11 protein-coding genes are annotated in these 17,278 nt (G+C 67.5%); 6 read left to right on the forward strand and 5 right to left on the reverse strand.

Annotated elements, in window-relative coordinates; all coding sequences use genetic code 11:
- Window positions 1–89: 89 nt before the first annotated feature.
- From ABDZ92_RS12585 to ABDZ92_RS12595, 3 genes are all read right to left on the reverse strand, one after another.
- Window positions 90–1,697, reverse strand: a complete 1,608-nt coding sequence (locus ABDZ92_RS12585; RefSeq protein WP_125961206.1) for a family 43 glycosylhydrolase — start codon at window positions 1,695–1,697, stop codon at window positions 90–92.
- Between the two features lie 62 nt (window positions 1,698–1,759).
- Entirely contained in the window at window positions 1,760–3,046 is a 1,287-nt protein-coding gene (locus ABDZ92_RS12590) for an MFS transporter (protein ID WP_125961204.1), read from the reverse strand.
- A complete protein-coding gene (locus tag ABDZ92_RS12595; protein WP_125961202.1) occupies window positions 3,027–3,857 on the reverse strand; it encodes a 2-keto-4-pentenoate hydratase in 831 nt (276 codons plus the stop codon). The genes ABDZ92_RS12590 and ABDZ92_RS12595 overlap by 20 nt, the downstream gene beginning before the upstream one ends.
- 231 nt (window positions 3,858–4,088) lie before the next feature.
- On the opposite strand from ABDZ92_RS12595, the gene ABDZ92_RS12600 reads away from it, so the two are divergent.
- The 4 genes from ABDZ92_RS12600 to ABDZ92_RS12615 all read left to right on the forward strand — a co-directional run bounded on the left by ABDZ92_RS12600 (window position 4,089) and on the right by ABDZ92_RS12615 (window position 10,832).
- Window positions 4,089–6,710, forward strand: coding sequence for a glycoside hydrolase family 3 protein (locus tag ABDZ92_RS12600; protein ID WP_241211878.1), 2,622 nt, complete (start codon window positions 4,089–4,091; stop codon window positions 6,708–6,710).
- A 120-nt stretch (window positions 6,711–6,830) separates the two neighbouring features.
- Complete coding sequence (locus ABDZ92_RS12605) at window positions 6,831–7,853, forward strand: LacI family DNA-binding transcriptional regulator (protein WP_125961200.1); 1,023 nt, start codon at window positions 6,831–6,833, stop codon at window positions 7,851–7,853.
- 100 nt (window positions 7,854–7,953) lie between these two features.
- Window positions 7,954–9,369 (forward strand): glucuronate isomerase, encoded by a 1,416-nt coding sequence (gene uxaC / locus ABDZ92_RS12610; RefSeq protein ID WP_125961199.1) that lies wholly within the window; start codon window positions 7,954–7,956, stop codon window positions 9,367–9,369.
- Window positions 9,370–9,392: 23 nt separating this feature from the next.
- Entirely contained in the window at window positions 9,393–10,832 is a 1,440-nt protein-coding gene (locus ABDZ92_RS12615) for a mannitol dehydrogenase family protein (protein WP_125961226.1), read from the forward strand.
- A 2-nt stretch (window positions 10,833–10,834) separates the two neighbouring features.
- Here the strand turns inward: ABDZ92_RS12615 and ABDZ92_RS12620 are convergent, their stop codons facing one another.
- Both ABDZ92_RS12620 and ABDZ92_RS12625 read right to left on the reverse strand, forming a co-directional pair.
- The gene (locus tag ABDZ92_RS12620; RefSeq protein WP_125961198.1) at window positions 10,835–11,593 is read right to left on the reverse strand and encodes a FadR/GntR family transcriptional regulator; all 759 of its coding nucleotides are present in this window, start codon (window positions 11,591–11,593) and stop codon (window positions 10,835–10,837) included.
- A gap of 58 nt (window positions 11,594–11,651) precedes the next feature.
- Window positions 11,652–13,145, reverse strand: a complete 1,494-nt coding sequence (locus ABDZ92_RS12625; RefSeq protein ID WP_125961196.1) for a UxaA family hydrolase — start codon at window positions 13,143–13,145, stop codon at window positions 11,652–11,654.
- A gap of 167 nt (window positions 13,146–13,312) precedes the next feature.
- Here ABDZ92_RS12625 and uxuA point away from each other — a divergent pair, with 167 nt between their 5' ends.
- Window positions 13,313–14,488, forward strand: coding sequence for a mannonate dehydratase (gene uxuA, locus ABDZ92_RS12630; protein WP_125961194.1), 1,176 nt, complete (start codon window positions 13,313–13,315; stop codon window positions 14,486–14,488).
- Window positions 14,489–14,683: 195 nt separating this feature from the next.
- Window positions 14,684–17,188 (forward strand): PhoX family protein, encoded by a 2,505-nt coding sequence (locus tag ABDZ92_RS12635; protein ID WP_125961192.1) that lies wholly within the window; start codon window positions 14,684–14,686, stop codon window positions 17,186–17,188.
- Window positions 17,189–17,278 lie beyond the last annotated feature (90 nt).

Raw genomic sequence — 17,278 nt, forward strand, 5'->3', positions numbered from 1 at the left:
CCCCGGCCTCCGCCGGGGTACAAGAAGAAGAGTAGCCCGCTTCTAGCCCTCACCGGGCTCCCGGGCCCGGCGGAACCCGGTTCCGTCCCCTACAACGCCCGATACCGGAAATCCCGGAACCGTGCTTCGCCCGTCCCGGCCGAATACAGCCCTGGGCGCAGCATCAGGAACCCGCCCCGCACATTATGGTGGTACCCCGACACCTCCATCCCGCGGTCGAAACGCTTCCACGTTCGCCCGTCATCGCCGCTCAGGTGGATGGCCACGATGTGCTCCTTGTTCGCCACCCGCATCCGCAGGCGCCGGCCATAGGGGTTCGCCGGCCGCCCGCGCTCGATCCCGTACTGGTGCGTCACGAACCGGGTCTCGTCGAAGCCAAGCCCACAATAGAGCTTGTCGTCATAGAACAGCACCAGCCCCGCAGTCCCGCCGGCTGCGATCTCGATCGTGCATTCGAACTGGTACGCCCGGTCGCCCGCGATCAGCATCAGCGGCGAGGAGTCGCTTGGAGCCTTGCCGGTCGCCTTCAACACCAGCGTGCCATTCTCCACCCGCGCCCGAGCGGCCTCGTCCGGTCCGGGCTGAAAGAAATTCCACTTCGCCCCCAGCTGCAGGGTGCGAAAATCGTCCGACAGCGGCTGCCCATGCTGCAGCGCCGTCCCGCCCTTCGGCTTGGCGATCGGCTGCGACAGGTCCCCGCCCTTCATCCGGAACCAGCCATCGGCGGTCCATTCAATCGGGTCCAGCAGCGCCTGCCGCCCCAGCGTCCAGAACCCGTTCTCGAACCCGTGGTACACCGACCACCAGCTCCCGTCCGGCGCCTCGACCAGGCTCGCATGGCCGCGTGACCACCAGCGCTCCGATACATCCTCGGTCCGCACTACTGGATTGGTCGGATCATTCTCCCACGGCCCGTGGAGCGAGCGCGATCGGGCCACGATCACCATGTGTCCGGTGGGCGGTCCCGCCGTCCCGCCGACCGCGGTGAGCTGGTAATACCAGCCGCCGTGCCGCACGATCTTGGGGCCCTCGGGCGAGAAGCTCTCGACGTCCCACTCGTCCGGATAGCGCCAGGGGTCATAGACATGCTCGACCTTGCCAACGGTCGACAGCCCGTCGTCCGACAGCCGGATGCGGTCGCCGCCCGACAGAAACAGCCAGCGCGAACCATCCTCGGCCACCGCATGGCACGGGTCGATATGCTCGTGCAGCCCCAGCGACTTGGGATCGGACCACGGCCCGTCGATGTGATCGGCCCAGCTGACATAGATGTCGTTCGGCTCGGCCTTGACCGGGATGTAGAGGAAATACCGCCCCTTGTGCTTTTCCAGGCTCACCGCCCACACCGATCCGATGTTGCGGTTGAGGGCGGCCTTGCGCGGCTGCCAGTTCACCAGGTCGCGGCTGTGCCAGATCGTCAGCCCGGGATAGCTGTCGAAGCTGGAGAAGGTCATGTAGTAATCGCGCCCATCCTTCAGGATGGCCGGATCGGGATGGTCGCCGGCCAGCAGCGGGTTCAGGAATCTCCCGTCGCCCAGGTCCGCGATCCGCTGGTTGTCGAAGCCCCGCTTCCAATCCGTGGCCGGACCCGCGTCGCAAGCCTCAGGTGCCGCTGCCCGTACGGGCGTTCCGCCCAGCATTGCCGCTGCACCGCCGGCAAACGCCGTCCCCAGCGCGTCGCGCCTGCTCAATCCCATCGCACTTCTCCAGCTTGGGGGTGCGGCAGCGGGCGGCGTGCGTGCGCCGCCCGCGCCTGCCTTCAGACTTCCTGCGCGCGCGCCAGCTTGGGCGACAGCAGGTGGACGCACAGCAGCGCCAGGAAATAGGCCGAGCCCGCCACCGCGAACAGCGGCACATAGCTGCCGATGCTGTCGAGGACATAGCCTGCGTACTTGGCCATCAGCATGCCGCCGATTGCGCCCACGGTGCCGCCGATGCCGACCACCGAACCCACCGCCGCACGCGGGAACAGGTCGGACGGGAGGGTGTAGAGGTTGGCCGAGAACGCCTGGTGCGCCGCGGTCGCAACGCCGATCACCAGCACCGCCAGCCACAGATTGTCGATCGACTGGGCAAAGAACACGGGCACCACCGCGCAGGCGCAGATGAACATGGTCATCTTGCGCGCGTAGTTGACGCTCTTGCCCGCGTTGATGAACCGGCCCGACAGCCAGCCGCCCGCGACGCTGCCCAGATCGGACAGCAGATAAATGGCGACCAGCGGCGGCCCGAAGCTCAGCAGGTCCAGGTCATAGCGTTCGCCCAGATAGCCCGGCAGCCAGAACAGGAAGAACCACCAGATCGGGTCGATGAAGAACTTGCCCAGCGCATAGGCCCAAGTCTCGCGCACGCGGATCAGCCGCTTCCACGGGATCGCCGTCACCGGATCGGCCGGATCCTGCTCGATCCAGGCGCGCTCCTCATTGGTCACCTTGGGGTGCTCACTGGGGCGTCGATACATCATCAGCCAGGCGACCAGCCACAGCAGGCTGACCAAGCCGGTGATGATGAACGCCGCGCGCCAGCCATAGGTGACAGTGATGATCGGAACCACCAGCGGCGTGATGATCGCGCCCACATTGGCGCCGGCGTTGAACACGCCGATCGCCAGTGCCCGTTCGCGCGCCGGGAACCACTCGGTGACCGCCTTGATGCTCGCGGGGAAATTGCCGGATTCACCCAGGCCCAGGCCGAAGCGGGCAATGGCGAATTGGGTGACGCTGTACGCGCCGCCATGGGCGATGTGTGCGATCTGCCAGATGACAAAGGCGATGGCATAGCCGAAGCGCGCGCCGATCACGTCCATGATCCGGCCGAAGCCCAGATAGCCGATCGCATAGGCGAACTGGAAAAAGAAGATCACGTCGGCGAAGTCGGTCTCGCTCCAGCCGAGGTCCGCCGACAGCGTCGGCTTGAGCACGCCGATCATCTGCCGATCGACGTAGTTGATCACCGTCGCCGTGAACAGGAGCGCGACGATCCCCCAACGATAGCGACCCGCCCGCGCTACCGCGCCTGCAATCGGATCAGCCCGTCCGTTCTCCATGCTTCGTCTCCGACATACTCTCCTGCCGGGCGGCGGCCTCTATCGTGCCGCTCACCCGAAGTGTTCCAAACCGCGCCTCGACCCGTGCCCCGACCGCCACCTGGTGGACGCCGGTCACCGCGCCTGAGGAGACCCATTGCCCCGGCTCCAGCGTCCGACCGCGCGCAGCCAGACTCTCGACCAGGAACGCGACGGCTCCGAACGGGCCATCGAGCATGGTGCGCGCGCTCGCCTCACCGACGCAGGTGCCGTCGACGAAGGTCGCAACCTGCCAGTCCTCAAAGGCCCGGCTCGACCAGTCCGCCACCGGCGCGCCGATCAGCAATGCGTTATGATTGCCGAAGTCGCTGATCGTGACCAGCGGTCCGTCCGCATTAATCCCCGCATAGGGCGAACTCGCGATCTCGAACCCGACATGCACCGCGTCGACCAGCTCGACGGCTTCCTCCAGTGAGATCCGCTGCGTACCCGGGCGTGGCGAATGGCCGATGCGCAGCAGATATTCGGCTTCCACCGCGGCAAAGCCGCCCGCGATCACCGGCAGCGCCGCCGGATCGTCGCTGGCGCTCTGGATCTGGTCGGCAAAGATCGGCCCTGCGAGCCGCGGCACGCCCAGCGTGTCGCTGTGGGGCGCCGGAACGCGGCCCACCTTCCACCCGGCGACGGCACCGCCACGCAAGGAGATTGCATGGTCCTGCACGCGATAGGCCGTGGCCAGCGAGGTCGGGCGCCCGCCCGGATAGATGGGAAGCGCCGCACCCGCACGCCGAGCCTCCACAAAGGCCCGTGCGATCGCCTCTTCCCCACTCATCGACAGAACATCCTCAGCATTTCGCAGGCATGGCTATTGGAAACCGGTGTCAGGAGCAAGGCCGATTGTGAGTTTGCGGCTCAAGGCGGACTCAGAACCCCTTCAGCAGACAGCCGGCCGCGTTGCGTTTGGAAGCGCAGAGGCAGTTCAAGATAGCGTTACCATTTTCGTTGACCGTCTGCCGTCAATGTGCACAGTTTGGTCCAAACAGAAAAACTGGGGAGGTGTCGCGTGGCTCGCACGTTGCTGATCGGACTTCTATTGCTGTCGTCGGTTGCGCCAGTCAGCGTGGCCACCGCGCAGTCCGCGCCTTCGGAGCTCCGCTATCGGAATCCGCAGCTGCCCCCTGCCGAACGCGCCCGCGATCTCGTCTCCAGGATGAGCCTTGAGGAAAAGGCGCTCCAACTCGGCCACGATGCGCCTGCTCTGCCCCGGCTGGACATCCCCAAGTACAACTGGTGGAACGAGGGGCTGCATGGCGTGGCGCGCGCCGGCATCGCAACGGTATTTCCGCAAGCCATCGGTATGGCGGCGACATGGGACGTCGATCGGATGCGGGATACCGCCGACGTGATCTCTACCGAATTCCGCGCCAAATATCTCGAGCGGCGCCATCCCGACGGCGGAAGCGACTTCTATCGCGGGCTCACCGTGTGGTCGCCCAACCTCAACATCTTTCGCGATCCGCGCTGGGGACGCGGGCAGGAGACCTACGGCGAGGACCCCTATCTGACGGGCCAGATCGGCACCGCCTTCATCCGGGGCCTGCAGGGCGACGATCCGAAGTACTTCAAGACGATCGCGACCTCGAAGCATTTTGCGGTCCATTCCGGCCCGGAAAGCAACCGCCACCGCGAAGACGTGTACCCGAGCCTCCACGACCTGGAGGACACCTACCTGCCGGCGTTTCGCACCACGGTGACGGAGGGCAAGGTCGCCTCCATCATGTGCGTGTACAATGCGGTCTGGGGCGTGCCGGGCTGTGCCAACGCGGTGCTGCAGCAACAGTATCTGCGCCGCGACTGGGGCTTTCAGGGCTATGTAGTCTCCGACTGCGGGGCAGCGGCGAACATCTATCGCAAGGACGCGCTGCACTACACCAACACCGCTCCGGAAGGTGTCGCAGCCGGCTTCGAGAACGGCATGGACCTGATCTGCGGCGACTACCGCAACGGCATGACGACCGATCCGGAGAACATCGTCGCAGCCGTCAAGGCGGGGCATATGAGCGAGGCGACCGTGGATCGGTCGCTCCAGCGCCTGTTCGAGGCACGCATCCGGCTCGGCCTGTTTGACCCGCAGCTGCCGTTCCCGGCCATCACGGCGAAGGACTACGACACGCCCGCGCATCGCGCCAAGTCGCGCGAGATGGCCGAGGCTTCGATGGTGCTGCTGAAGAACCAGGGCAACCTGCTGCCGTTCAAGAGCGCGCCGCGCACGATCGCCGTCATCGGGCCTAACGCCGACAGCTTCGATACGCTGGTGGGCAATTACTACGGCACGCCGTCCCGGCCGGTGACGGTGCTCGACGGCATTCGCGCGCGCTATCCCAACGCGCGGATCCTGCATGCGCAGGGCGTCGGCCTCATCGGGCCGGCAGAAGCGCCGGTGCCGGACGCTGCTTTCCGGGGGCTCCGCGTCCAGCATTACGCCAACCGCGACTTGCAGGGGGCGCCGAGCGCCACGGAAGCCGCAATCAACGCACGGGTGGAGTGGAGCGGCGACCGCGAAAGCTCCGCACGCTGGACGGGCACGCTGGTGGCCCCGGAAACCGGCGAGTATCGCTTCCGCTTCTCCAGCGAGAACGGCTACCGCGTCTGGGTCGACAACAAGCTGGTCGTGGACGAGTGGGGCGTGGGCGACGCACCCTCGATCCTGTCGGGATCCATCCGCCTGAAGCGGGGCAAGAGCTATGCCGTCCGCGTCGAAGGTTTCCAGCGCGGCGCGCGCGGCGAGCAGCAGCTTCTGTGGAGCCTGCCGAGCGCCAATGGCGACGATGCGGTCGCGGTCGCCAGCCAGGCCGACGTCGTGATCTTCGCAGGCGGGCTTTCCGCCCGCATCGAGGGCGAGGAGATGAAGGTCCAGGCGAAGGGCTTTGCCGGCGGTGATCGCACCAGCCTCGACCTGCCCGAGCCCCAGCAAAAGCTGCTCGAACGGGTCCATGCCACCGGCAAGCCCATCGTCCTGGTGCTGATGAACGGGTCGGCGCTGAGCGTGAACTGGGCCGACAAGAACATCCCGGCGATCGTCGAGGCCTGGTATCCAGGTGGCGAGGGCGGCCATGCCGTCGCCGGCCTTCTCGCCGGAGACTATAGCCCGGCCGGACGCCTCCCGGTCACCTTCTACAAGTCCGCCGACGATCTGCCCGCGTTCGACGATTACGCGATGAAGGGGCGGACCTACCGCTATTTCAACGGGGAGGTTCTCTACCCGTTCGGCCATGGCCTTTCCTACACCGATTTCGCCTATCGGAATGCACGCGTCAGCGACAAGACGATCCAGGCGGATGGCTCGGTGACGGTGTCGGTGGATGTCACCAACGCGGGCGGCATGGACGGCGACGAGGTCGTCCAGCTCTACGTCGCGCATCCCGGCAAGGCCGGCGCTGCCATCCGCACGTTGCAGGGCTTCGAAAGGGTGCACCTGAAGAAGGGCGAGACGCGCACGGTTCGCTTCGCGCTGAAGGACCGACAGCTCAGCTACGTGGACCCGCAGGGGCGCCGTCGCATTTCCACCGGCCAGGTCGACCTTTGGGTTGGCGGCGGCCAGCCGGTATCCAGGCCGGGGCACACCCCGGCGGCCGGAGCAGCCGCTTCATTCGCAGTCTCTGGCGAGAAGCTGCTGCCGCGCTGAAACACTGCCAGTGGCTCGGATCACGTCGCTGCCGGTTCGGATCATCGGACGCACCCCTGCCGCAGGGGTGCGTCGAAATGCCGCTGGCAAACAACTTCGCTCGGTCGCTATGGATGCGCCATGACCAAGGCCTCCCAGCCCACCATCAACGACGTCGCGCGTCTCGCCGGCGTTTCGAAGAAGACGGTCAGCCGCGTCATCAACAACAGCGACCTCCTGAACGAGGACACGCGCAAGCGCGTCGAGCAGGTGATCGCCGAGCTGGGTTATACGCCCAATCCGCAGGCGCGTGCGCTGGCGCTGCGCCGGAACTTCGTGATCGCGCTGATCCACGACAATCCCAATGCGCAGATGGTGCTGGGCGTGCAGCACGGACTTCTGGAGGTGCTGCGCGACACCGAATTCGAGCTGCTGGTCCACCCCGTCGACCGCGGTGACCCGGAGATGCTGGGCGAGATCCGCCGCTTCCTCGAACGCCAGCGCCCCTATGGCGTGATGCTGTTGCCGCCCATTTCCGAGAACGACCAGCTCGCCGGTCTCTGCGCGTCCATCGGCTGCCGCTATGTCCGCATGGGATCGGCCCCGTTCGATGTGCCGGAGCACATGGTCGCCTCCAACGACCGCGAAACGGTCCGGCACGCGATCGGCCATCTGATCGAAGCGGGTCATCGCCACATCTGCGTCATCGCGGGTCCCCGCGGCTTCCGCTCCGCGCTCGAACGCCAATCTGGCTACGAGGAAGCGATGAAGGCTGCCGGACTGCCGTTCGACCGCACCTGGATCGCCCCCGGCGACTATACTTTCGATTCCGGCATGCGCGCGACCGAGCGGCTGCTCGACCTCTCGCCCCGTCCCACCGCGATCTTTTCCTCCAACGACGAGATGGCGGCCGGCGCCATCCATGTTGCCCGACAGCGCGGGCTGGAGATTCCGGCCGATCTGTCGATCATCGGCTTTGACGACACCACCATTGCGTCGCACCTCTGGCCGCCGCTCACCACGGTACGCTGGCCGATCGAGACCATGGCACGGGCGGCCGCGCTCAAGCTCATCGGCAACAGTGTCGGTGACGAGGACGGCGAGCACGCACTGTTCCTCTCGACGCTAATCCGGCGTGCCTCGGTCGCGGCACCATCGCTCTAAAGATATCTGACAAATTGGCTGGACAGTATCCAGCCGCTTTTGCATCCTCCCGCCCATTGCCGGCGGGCCGCCCGCCTCCCTTTCTGCCCGAGGCCGTTCGATGACCCAGCTTTCGCTTCACCCTGATCGGCTGCTGCCGCCCGATCCGACCACCCGGTCGATTGCGCGGCGGCTGTATGAGCGGATCGCGGGCCTTCCGATCCTCTCGCCCCATGGGCACACCGATCCGGCCTGGTTCGATCGCAACGAGCTGTTCGGCAATCCAGCCAGCCTCCTGATCATCCCGGACCATTATGTCTTTCGCATGCTCTACAGCCAGGGCGTGCCGCTGGAGGAACTGGGCGTACCCCGTGTCGACGGCGGTCCCACCGAGGCCGATCCGCGGGCGATCTGGCGCCGCTTCGCCAGCCACTATTACCTGTTCCGCGGCACCCCATCGCGCATGTGGCTCGACTGGGTGTTCGTCGAGATCTTCGGGCTCGACGAGGTGCTGTCCGCCGCCAACGCCGACACCTATTACGACACCATTGACGCTGCGCTGAAGCAGGAGGCGTTCCGCCCCCGCGCGCTGTTCGAGCGCTTCAACATCGAGGCAATCGCCACCACCGAGGGTCCTCTCGACCCGCTCGACCATCATCGCGCGATCCGCGCGAGCGGATGGCAGGGCAAGGTCATCACCACCTACCGCCCCGACCCCGCGCTCGACCCCGAGTTCGAAGGCTTCCAGGAGAACGTCGAGCGTCTGGGCGAGCTGGGCCGTGAGGACGTGTCGAGCTGGAAGGGCTATCTGCGCGCCCACGAGAACCGCCGCGCCTATTTCCGCGAGGTCGGCGGCGCGACTGCGACCGACCACGGTCACCCAAGCGCCGCGACTGCCGATCTCTCGGAAGCGGAAGCCGAGCGCCTCTATGCCCGCGTTCGCTCCGGCGGCTGCAGGGCCGCCGAGGCCGAGCTGTTCCGCGCCCAGATGCTCACCGAGATGGCCCGGATGAGCATCGACGACGGCATGACGCTGCAGATCCACCCCGGCGTCCACCGCAACCACAATGCGACCGTCATGGCGCAGTTCGGCCGCGACAAGGGCGCCGACATCCCGATCGCGACGGACTTCGTCGGCGCGCTCCATCCGCTGCTCAGCCGCTATGGCTCGGACCCGCGGCTCAACATCATCCTCTTCACCCTGGACGAGGACAGCTATGCGCGCGAACTAGCGCCGCTCGCGGGCCATTATCCCGCGCTGAAGCTGGGTCCGCCCTGGTGGTTCAACGACAGTCCCGAAGGCATGCGCCGCTTTCGCGAGCGGGTGACCGAGACGGCCGGCTTCTACAACACGGTCGGCTTCAACGACGACACCCGCGCCTTCCTGTCGATCCCCGCGCGCCACGACGTTGCCCGCCGGATGGACTGCGCCTTCCTTGCGCGCCTCGTCGCCGAGCATCGGTTGCCCGAGGACGAGGCGCACGAGGTCGCGCAGGCGCTAACCTATGACCTCGTCAAGCAGGCCTACAAGCTGTGAGCGCACGCCTTTCGAACGCGACCATGGCAACGCTGCCCGCCGAAGTCGCCCGCCCGTCCTATGACCGCGCCGCGGTGAAGGCGGGCGTCGTCCACCTGGGCATCGGCGCCTTTCATCGCGCACATCAGGCCGCGGTATTCGACGCCGCGCTCACCGCAGGAGACCTGCGCTGGGGCATCATCGGCGTATCGCTGCGGTCTCCGAGCGTGCGCGACCAACTGGTACCGCAGGACGGGCTCTATACGCTGGTCGAGCGCGAGGGCGGCGCCCGGCGCCTGCAGCTGATCGGGGCGGTGCAGACCGTGCTGGTGGCGCCCGAGGATCCGGCGGCTGTCGTCGCCGCGCTCGCCAGCCCCGACACGCATCTCGTCACGCTGACGATCACCGAGAAAGGCTATAAGCTCGATCCCGCCACCGGCGCGTTGATCGAGGCGGATGCGGATGTCGCCGCCGACCTCGCCAGCCTTGAAGCGCCTCGCACCGCCCCGGGGTTCCTGGTCGCGGCCCTCGCCAACCGCCGCGCTGCGGGCCTTCCCCCCTTCACCGCGATCAGCTGCGACAACCTGCCGCACAATGGTGCGCGGCTGCGCCAGGCGGTGCTGCGCATGGCCGCCGCGCACGACGCGGAGCTCGCCGCCTGGATCGAGGCGGAGGGCGCCTTCCCGCAGACCATGGTCGACAGGATCGTCCCCGCCACCACCGACGCCGATATCGCCGAACTCGCCCGGAGCTTGGGCGTGGAAGACCAGGCGATGGTCAAGACCGAGCCCTTCTCCCAATGGGTGATCGAAGATCGCTTCGCGGGTCCGCGGCCGGACTTCGCAGCGCTTGGCGTCCAACTCACCGACGACGTCGCGCCCTGGGAAGAGGCCAAGCTCCGGCTGCTCAACGGGGCACATTCGGGCATCGCCTATCTCGGCGGTCTCGCGGGCATCGACTTCGTGCACGAGGTGGTGGCGCTGCCCGAAGGCCGTCGCTTCGTCGAGCGGTTGTGGGACGAGGCGGAATCGACGCTGTCGCCGCCGCCCAGCCTCGACGTCGCAGCCTATCGGGCACAGCTGATGGCGCGCTTCGCCAACGCCGCGCTCCAGCACCGTACCCGGCAGATCGCGATGGACGGGTCGCAAAAGCTGCCGCAGCGACTGCTCGCAAGCATCGCCGCGTGTCGGGCGACGGATACCCGCTGCCCCGCCCTGAAGCTCGCCGTTGCCGCCTGGATGCGCTGGCAAGAGGGCATCGACGATCAGGGCAGAGCCTTCACCGTCGACGATCCACTCGCTGCGCGCACCGCCGCGGTACTGGAAGGCACCGTCACGGCCGAGGAGAAGGTGGCAGCGCTGCTCGCGCTCGATGCGATCTTCCCCCCTGCTCTGGCCGAAGACGCCGCTCTGGCACAGCTTCTCGCGGCTTGGCTGCACCGCCTGGAGACGGAGGGCGCCCGCGCGACCCTCGCCCGGCTGTAGGATCAGCGGATCGCGGAAAAACGGTTTGCGCGATCCCGCAACTGGGCCGCCTCGGCCCGGACTCGTTCGAGGGCATCGTTCTGCGTCGCCTCGAGCAGGTGCTCGATCACGCGGCCCAGGTGGCGGCGCATGGCGTGGCGCGCCCCGTCCGGATCGCCCGCAGCGATCGCATCGAGGATGGCACGATGGTCCTCGATGCGCGGTTTCTCCCCTGCCCGCCGCGCGCGGTCGAGCACGGCCATGCAGAGGGGCGAGCGATGCCGCACGTCCCACAGCGTCTCGATCGTCAGCACCATCGCGTCGTTGGCGGTCGCCCGCGCGATCTGGCGATGGAACTCGCGATCGGCATATTCGTCCGGGCTGTCGATCGCGTTCTCGGCGATCATCCGCTCCAGAATGTCGCGCAACGCTGCCACGTCCGCCTCGTTTCGGGTGAGCGCAGCCAGCGCAGCGCACTCCCCCTCCACCAGCCGGCGCGCCTCGATCAATTCGAACGCCCCGATGTCCAGGTCGGACGGCTGCAGCAATCCCGGCGCGTGGGCAGTCACATAGACGCCCGATCCACGCCGCGCCTCGACGAGTCCGAGGATCTCCATGCCGATCACCGCCTCCCGCACCGTCAGCCGGCTGACGCAGAAACGATCGACGAGTTCGCGTTCCGTGGGGAGCCGATCGCCCGGTGCGAAGCGCCCGCTGACGATGTCGGCCTGAAGGGCATCGATGATCGCCTGGTAGAGCTTGCGTCCGGCGGGTCGGGTCATGCTGGGTTCCTGCACGCCGTCAGCCTAGGCGGCACGACTGGCCCTGTCATCCATCGACTTAGACGGTCACACCCTGCTTCCACAGCGCGATTTCCCGCTCGCCGTTGCGCTCGGCGCGTGTCTCTGCACCGGAGGCCGTGGCGATCACCAAGTCGAGCAGCCGTTCGGTCACCGCCTCCGGCGCCTCCCCTTCCAGAAGCGGCCCCGCGTCGAAGTCGATCCATCCCGGCTTACGCTCGGCAAGCCCGGTGTTGGAGGCGATCTTGAGCGTCGGCGCCGGGAAGCCCATTGGCGTCCCGCGCCCGGTGGTGAACAGGATCACGGTCGCGCCCGCGGCCGTCAGCGCCGTTGAGGATACCGCGTCGTTACCCGGCGCTTCCAGCAGCACCAACCCCTTTTGCCGCACACGTTCGCCATAGCGCAGCACGTCGACCACGGGCGCTCGACCCGCCTTCTGCACCGCACCCAGGGACTTCTCGTCCAGCGTCGTGATGCCGCCCGCCTTGTTTCCAGGCGACGGGTTCTCATAGACGGGCTGGCCATGGGCAATGAAATAGCCCTTGAAGTCCTCGACCAGCGTGCAGATCTCGCCGAACACCCCCTCGTCCTTGGCGCGCGCCATCAGGATGCGCTCGGCGCCGAAGATCTCGGGGATCTCGGTCAGCACCGGGGTTCCTCCTGCGTTCGCCACCGCGTCGGCGACGCGCCCGACCAGCGGGTTCGCCGAAACACCCGAGAACCCGTCGGAGCCGCCGCACTTCAGCCCCAGCACCAGTTCCGACAGCGGCACCGGCTCGCGGCGGTCCTGCTCGGCCAACGCGACCAGTTCCTCGATCATCGCGAGGCCGGTCTCATATTCGTCGCTGACCATCTGGGTGGTGAAGGCGCGCAGGCGATTGCGGTCGATGCCGGGCGCGGAGGCGAGCAGCGCGTCCATCTGGTTGTTCTCGCACCCAAGGCCGATCAGCAGTACGCCGCCGGCATTCGGATGCTGCGCCAGGCTCGCCAGCATCGTCCGGGTATGATCGAGGTCGTCGCCCAGCTGGGAACAGCCGTAGGGGTGCGGAAAGGCGTGAATGCCGTCCACGCGACCCGCAAAGCGCCGCGCGGCGAGTTCGGCCAGCCGCCGGGCCGTCGCGCCCACGCAGCCGACCGTGCACAGGATCCAGATCTCGTTGCGCGTACCAACCGCCCCGTTCGCACGGCGGTAGCCCTCGAAGGTACGCGGCGCGGCGGACACGGCGGGGACCGGCGGAGCCGCGGCATAGACATACTGCTGCGCCTCCTCCAGCAGCGTACGCACATTGTGCGTATGGACGTGCGCCCCGGCCGGGATGTCGATCGTCGCGCGTCCGATCGGCCAACCGAACTTCACGACTTCGTCGCCGGTCGCAATCGGCCGCACCGACAGCTTGTGGCCCTTCGCCACCGGGTCGCAGAGCGTCACCGTCGTGTCGCCAACCGTCACCGTCTCCCCTGCCGGCAGGTCGCGCAGGGCAGTGGCCACATCGTCGCGGGGATCGACCTGGAGCGCGGAACGGATCAGGTGCATCGGGAAGGTTCGCCTGTTCGAGACATTACTCAGATAACTTCAGCCGGGCTCGTCTGCAAGGCGTGCCATCGTGCCCATCTACTTGTCTGACCGCGGGCTGCGTACTAGCGTCGTATCCTCCCGATCCGCCGTTCCGGCGGTGCCGTTTCTCCAGAGGTTCGACGCCCATGATGATGACGCAGACCATGCGGTGGTTCGGCCCCGCGGATCCGGTCGCGCTGGCCGATATCCGCCAGGCCGGGGCCAGCGAAGTCGTCACCGCATTGCATGAGGTGCCGAACGGCGCCGTCTGGTCGCGAGAGGCGATCGCCGCTCGCAAGGCGCAGATCGAGGAGGCGGGACTTGGCTGGACGGTGGTCGAGAGCCTGCCGGTGCATGAGGGGATCAAGACCCGCTCGGCCAGCTGGGACCAGTTGATCGACGCGTATCTCCAGAGCCTGCGCAACCTCGCCGCGTGCGGCATCACCGTCGTCACCTATAACTTCATGCCCCTGCTCGATTGGACGCGGACGGACCTTGCGTGGCCGCTACCGACCGGCGCCCGCGCGCTGCGCTTCGATCCGGTCATGGTCGCGGCCTATGACCTGCATATCCTGCGCCGCCCCGATGCCGCCGCGGACTATGATCCCGCGATACGCGATGCCGCCGACCGTGCCCATCACGCCATGGAGGAGGCGGCACGGCTCCGCCTGGAGCGGACCATCATCGCCGGCCTGCCGGGAAGCGAAGAGCATTTCACCTCTGCCGAATTCCTTCGCTGCATCGACACCTACGCGGATGTGGACGCCGCCCGGCTGCGCGCCAACCATTTGGCCTTTCTGGAGGCGGTCTGTCCGGAAGCGGACGCGCTCGGGATCAGGCTCGTCGTTCACCCGGACGACCCCCCCTTCCCCATCTTCGGCCTGCCGCGCGTGGTGAGCACCGAGGCGGACGTTTCGGACCTGTTCGCCCGGGTCCCCAACCCCTCCAACGGGCTCTGCTTCTGCACCGGCTCGTTCGGGGTGCGCGCCGACAACGACCTTCCGGGCATGGTCGAACGGCTGGGCAATCGCATCGGCTTCCTGCATCTGCGGTCCGTCCAGCGCGAGCCGGACGGCGCCTTCCACGAGGCGGAGCACCTGGAAGGCGATGCGAACATGCCCGCTGTCGTCGCGGCGATCTACGCGCTCCAGCAGCGCGAGGGCCGATCGATCCCGATGCGTCCGGATCATGGGCACCAGATGCTGGACGACCTCAACAAGCACACGAACCCGGGATATTCGCTGCTGGGGCGGATGCGCGGGCTGGCCGAGTTGCGCGGTCTGGAGCGCGGCATTGCGCAGGCGGCACGTACTGTCGCCTGAGGCATTTACCGGGAAGTACGCTGGCCGCTCCAGGAGCGAGGAGTGAGACGGGCGCACAGGCCGGCAGCACCCGCCATCGGAGGGCTGTCATCAGCCTGACTTCGGGATGCAACGCGGATTTCGCCGAGCTTACACCGCCCTGACGCACGGCGCGGGCACAGGCACCCCAGGGTAATAGAACTTCGGGGGCTCTGCATGACTTCGAACACGACGGACATCGGCTATGACGATGGCGATATCGACACCAATCGTACCGCTTCGCGGCATCTGAACGATCTGGTCTCCGAGCGCTATTCGCGGCGGCAGACCCTGATGGGCGGGATTTCGGCCATGGCGACGGCCGTGTTCGGCAGCGCGGTGCTGGCCGGATGCAACGACGACGATGACGACACCGGCTCCACGCCCGGCTTCACCGTGTCCGCTACGTCGTCGGGTGAGGCCAAGGCCGGCCGCGTGGTGACGCTGACCGGCACGGTCTCGGGCGGCAGTGCCAGCAGCGTCGCCTGGGCGCAGACGAGCGGCACGTCGGTCACGCTGGTCAATGCCACCTCCAACGTTGCGACCTTCATCGCGCCTGCGGTGGCGACACCGACCAACCTCACCTTCCGCTTCACCGGCGCGGGCGCCAATCTTGCGACCGCCTCGGCGACGGTGACGGTTCTGGTAGGGGCGCCCGAACTGGGCTTCGCGGCGGTACCCAAGAGCCTCGCAGACGTCGTGGCCGTACCTGCCGGCTACACCGTGTCGGTGCTGTACCGCCTGGGTGATCCGATCGCATCTTCGCTCGCGCCCTATGGCAACAACGGCACCGACGGCGACTTCGCCCGGCGCGCCGGCGACCACCATGACGGCATGAGCTACTTCGGGCTTCAGGCGAGCGGCAGCGCGCCCGATGCTGCGAACAGCACACGCGGGTTGCTGGTGCTGAACCATGAAAACATCACCCAGGCGTATCTCCACGCCAACGGGCCCACGTCGGTCGCCGGCGTGCGTCCCGAAGCCGAGGCGCTCAAGGAGATCGAGGCGCATGGCGTCTCGGTGATCGAGGTGACCCGCGGCAGCAACGGCGGATGGAGCTATGCACAGGGGTCGGCCTTCAACCGCCGCATCACCCCCAACACGCCGATGGCGTTCCACGGCCCCGCACGCGGCGACGCCAGCCTGCGCACCGCCTACTCGCCGGACGGCACCGCCGGACGCGGCACGATCAACAACTGCGCCAACGGCTCCACGCCCTGGCACAGCTATCTCACCAATGAAGAGAACTGGGCGGGCTATTTCCGGCGCAACGCGGGCGATGCAGCGACCCGCGCGGCCGCCGGTCGAGCAGCGCAGAATGCATCGCTCGCCCGCTACGGTATCGCGGAAGGCCGCACGGGCAATTACGGTTGGACCACGGTTATGCCCGCCGCGGTCGACAGCACGATCTTCCGGCGCTGGAATGCGACCGCATCGGCAGGCCTACCGGCGAACGGTACCGGCGACTTCCGCAACGAGCCGTTCCAGTTCGGTTGGGTCGTCGAGATCGATCCCTTCGACCTCACCTCCACGCCGCGCAAGCGCACGGCGCTCGGTCGCATGAACCACGAGGGCTGCCAGATCGGCCGCACGGTGGCGGGCGTCCGTCCGGCCTTCTACATGGGCGACGACGCGCAGAACGAGTATATCTACAAGTTCGTGTCGCAGCAGCCCTGGGCAGCCGCAGACGCAAACCGCCCCGACCGTCTGGCGGTAGGCGACAAGTATCTCGACACCGGCACCCTGTACGTCGCCCGCTTCGACGCTAGCGGCGAAGGTGAGTGGCTGCCGCTCGTCTTCGGCCAGGGCCCCCTCACCCCCGCCAATGGCTTCACCAGCCAGGCCGATGTGCTCATCCATACCCGCCTCGCGGCCGATGCGCTGGGTGCGACGCCGATGGACCGGCCGGAGTGGACGGCGGTGAACCCGGTCACGGGCGAGATGTACTGCACGCTCACCAACAACAGCAATCGCGCCGTCGCGCCGGCGAGCGGGAGCCAGCGCCGGGTCGATGCGGCCAATCCGCGCGCGTATCTGGACCCCCGCAGCGACGGCCGCTCGCCCACCCGCGGCAATGCCAACGGGCATGTCGTGCGGCTGCGCGAAGCGGGTGACACGTCGGAGGCAACCAGCTTCACCTGGGACATCTATGCCTTTGGTGCCGGGTCGGATCTCGACCCGGCCGGCATCAACCTGTCGGGGCTCGACGCGACCAACGACTTTTCGTCGCCCGACGGCCTCTGGTTCGGCCTCCCCAGCAATCCGTCGGGACAGGTCACGCCGCTGATGTGGATGCAGACCGACGACGGCGCATTCACGGACCAAACCAACTGCATGATGCTGGCGGCGATCCCCGGCATCGTCGGCGACGGCAAGGCGCAGACGGTGACCAGCACGCTGGACGGCCAGACGGCCACCGTCACGACGCGGGCAGGCCGGGCGCCCGGCGCGACCCTGCGCCGGTTCCTGGTAGGGCCCAAGGAGTGCGAGATCACCGGCATCCACTCCACGCCGGATGGTCGCTCGCTGTTCGTCAACATCCAGCATCCTGGCGAGAACGGAAATCCTGCCAACATCACCAGCAACTGGCCCGCGAACCAGGCGGCCGCGGCGCCCGGCCAGCGTCCGCGCTCGTCCACGATCGTGATCACGCGCGACGACGGCGGCGTCGTCGGCCTCTGATCGGGTGCGTCCTGTTCGGCCAGTGAGGCTGGACAGGACGCGCTCCCCCCGACCGGCGAGAGGGACGGCGCGCCCCCAGGAGCAGGAACG

Source organism: Sphingomonas molluscorum (genome assembly GCF_039522995.1).
Classification (GTDB): Bacteria; Pseudomonadota; Alphaproteobacteria; order Sphingomonadales; family Sphingomonadaceae; genus Sphingomonas; species Sphingomonas molluscorum.

Bases quoted from the DNA above. Each gene is read 5' to 3' on its own strand.
- uxaC (WP_125961199.1), top strand. From the start codon at position 7,954: ATGACCCAGCTTTCGCTTCACCCTGATCGGCTGCTGCCGCCCGATCCG.
- ABDZ92_RS12635 (WP_125961192.1), top strand. From the start codon at position 14,684: ATGACTTCGAACACGACGGACATCGGCTATGACGATGGCGATATCGAC.
- ABDZ92_RS12590 (WP_125961204.1), bottom strand. From the start codon at position 3,046: ATGGAGAACGGACGGGCTGATCCGATTGCAGGCGCGGTAGCGCGGGCG.
- ABDZ92_RS12585 (WP_125961206.1), bottom strand. From the start codon at position 1,697: ATGGGATTGAGCAGGCGCGACGCGCTGGGGACGGCGTTTGCCGGCGGT.
- ABDZ92_RS12615 (WP_125961226.1), top strand. From the start codon at position 9,393: ATGGCAACGCTGCCCGCCGAAGTCGCCCGCCCGTCCTATGACCGCGCC.
- ABDZ92_RS12620 (WP_125961198.1), bottom strand. From the start codon at position 11,593: ATGACCCGACCCGCCGGACGCAAGCTCTACCAGGCGATCATCGATGCC.
- ABDZ92_RS12605 (WP_125961200.1), top strand. From the start codon at position 6,831: ATGACCAAGGCCTCCCAGCCCACCATCAACGACGTCGCGCGTCTCGCC.
- ABDZ92_RS12595 (WP_125961202.1), bottom strand. From the start codon at position 3,857: ATGAGTGGGGAAGAGGCGATCGCACGGGCCTTTGTGGAGGCTCGGCGT.
- ABDZ92_RS12625 (WP_125961196.1), bottom strand. From the start codon at position 13,145: ATGCACCTGATCCGTTCCGCGCTCCAGGTCGATCCCCGCGACGATGTG.
- uxuA (WP_125961194.1), top strand. From the start codon at position 13,313: ATGATGATGACGCAGACCATGCGGTGGTTCGGCCCCGCGGATCCGGTC.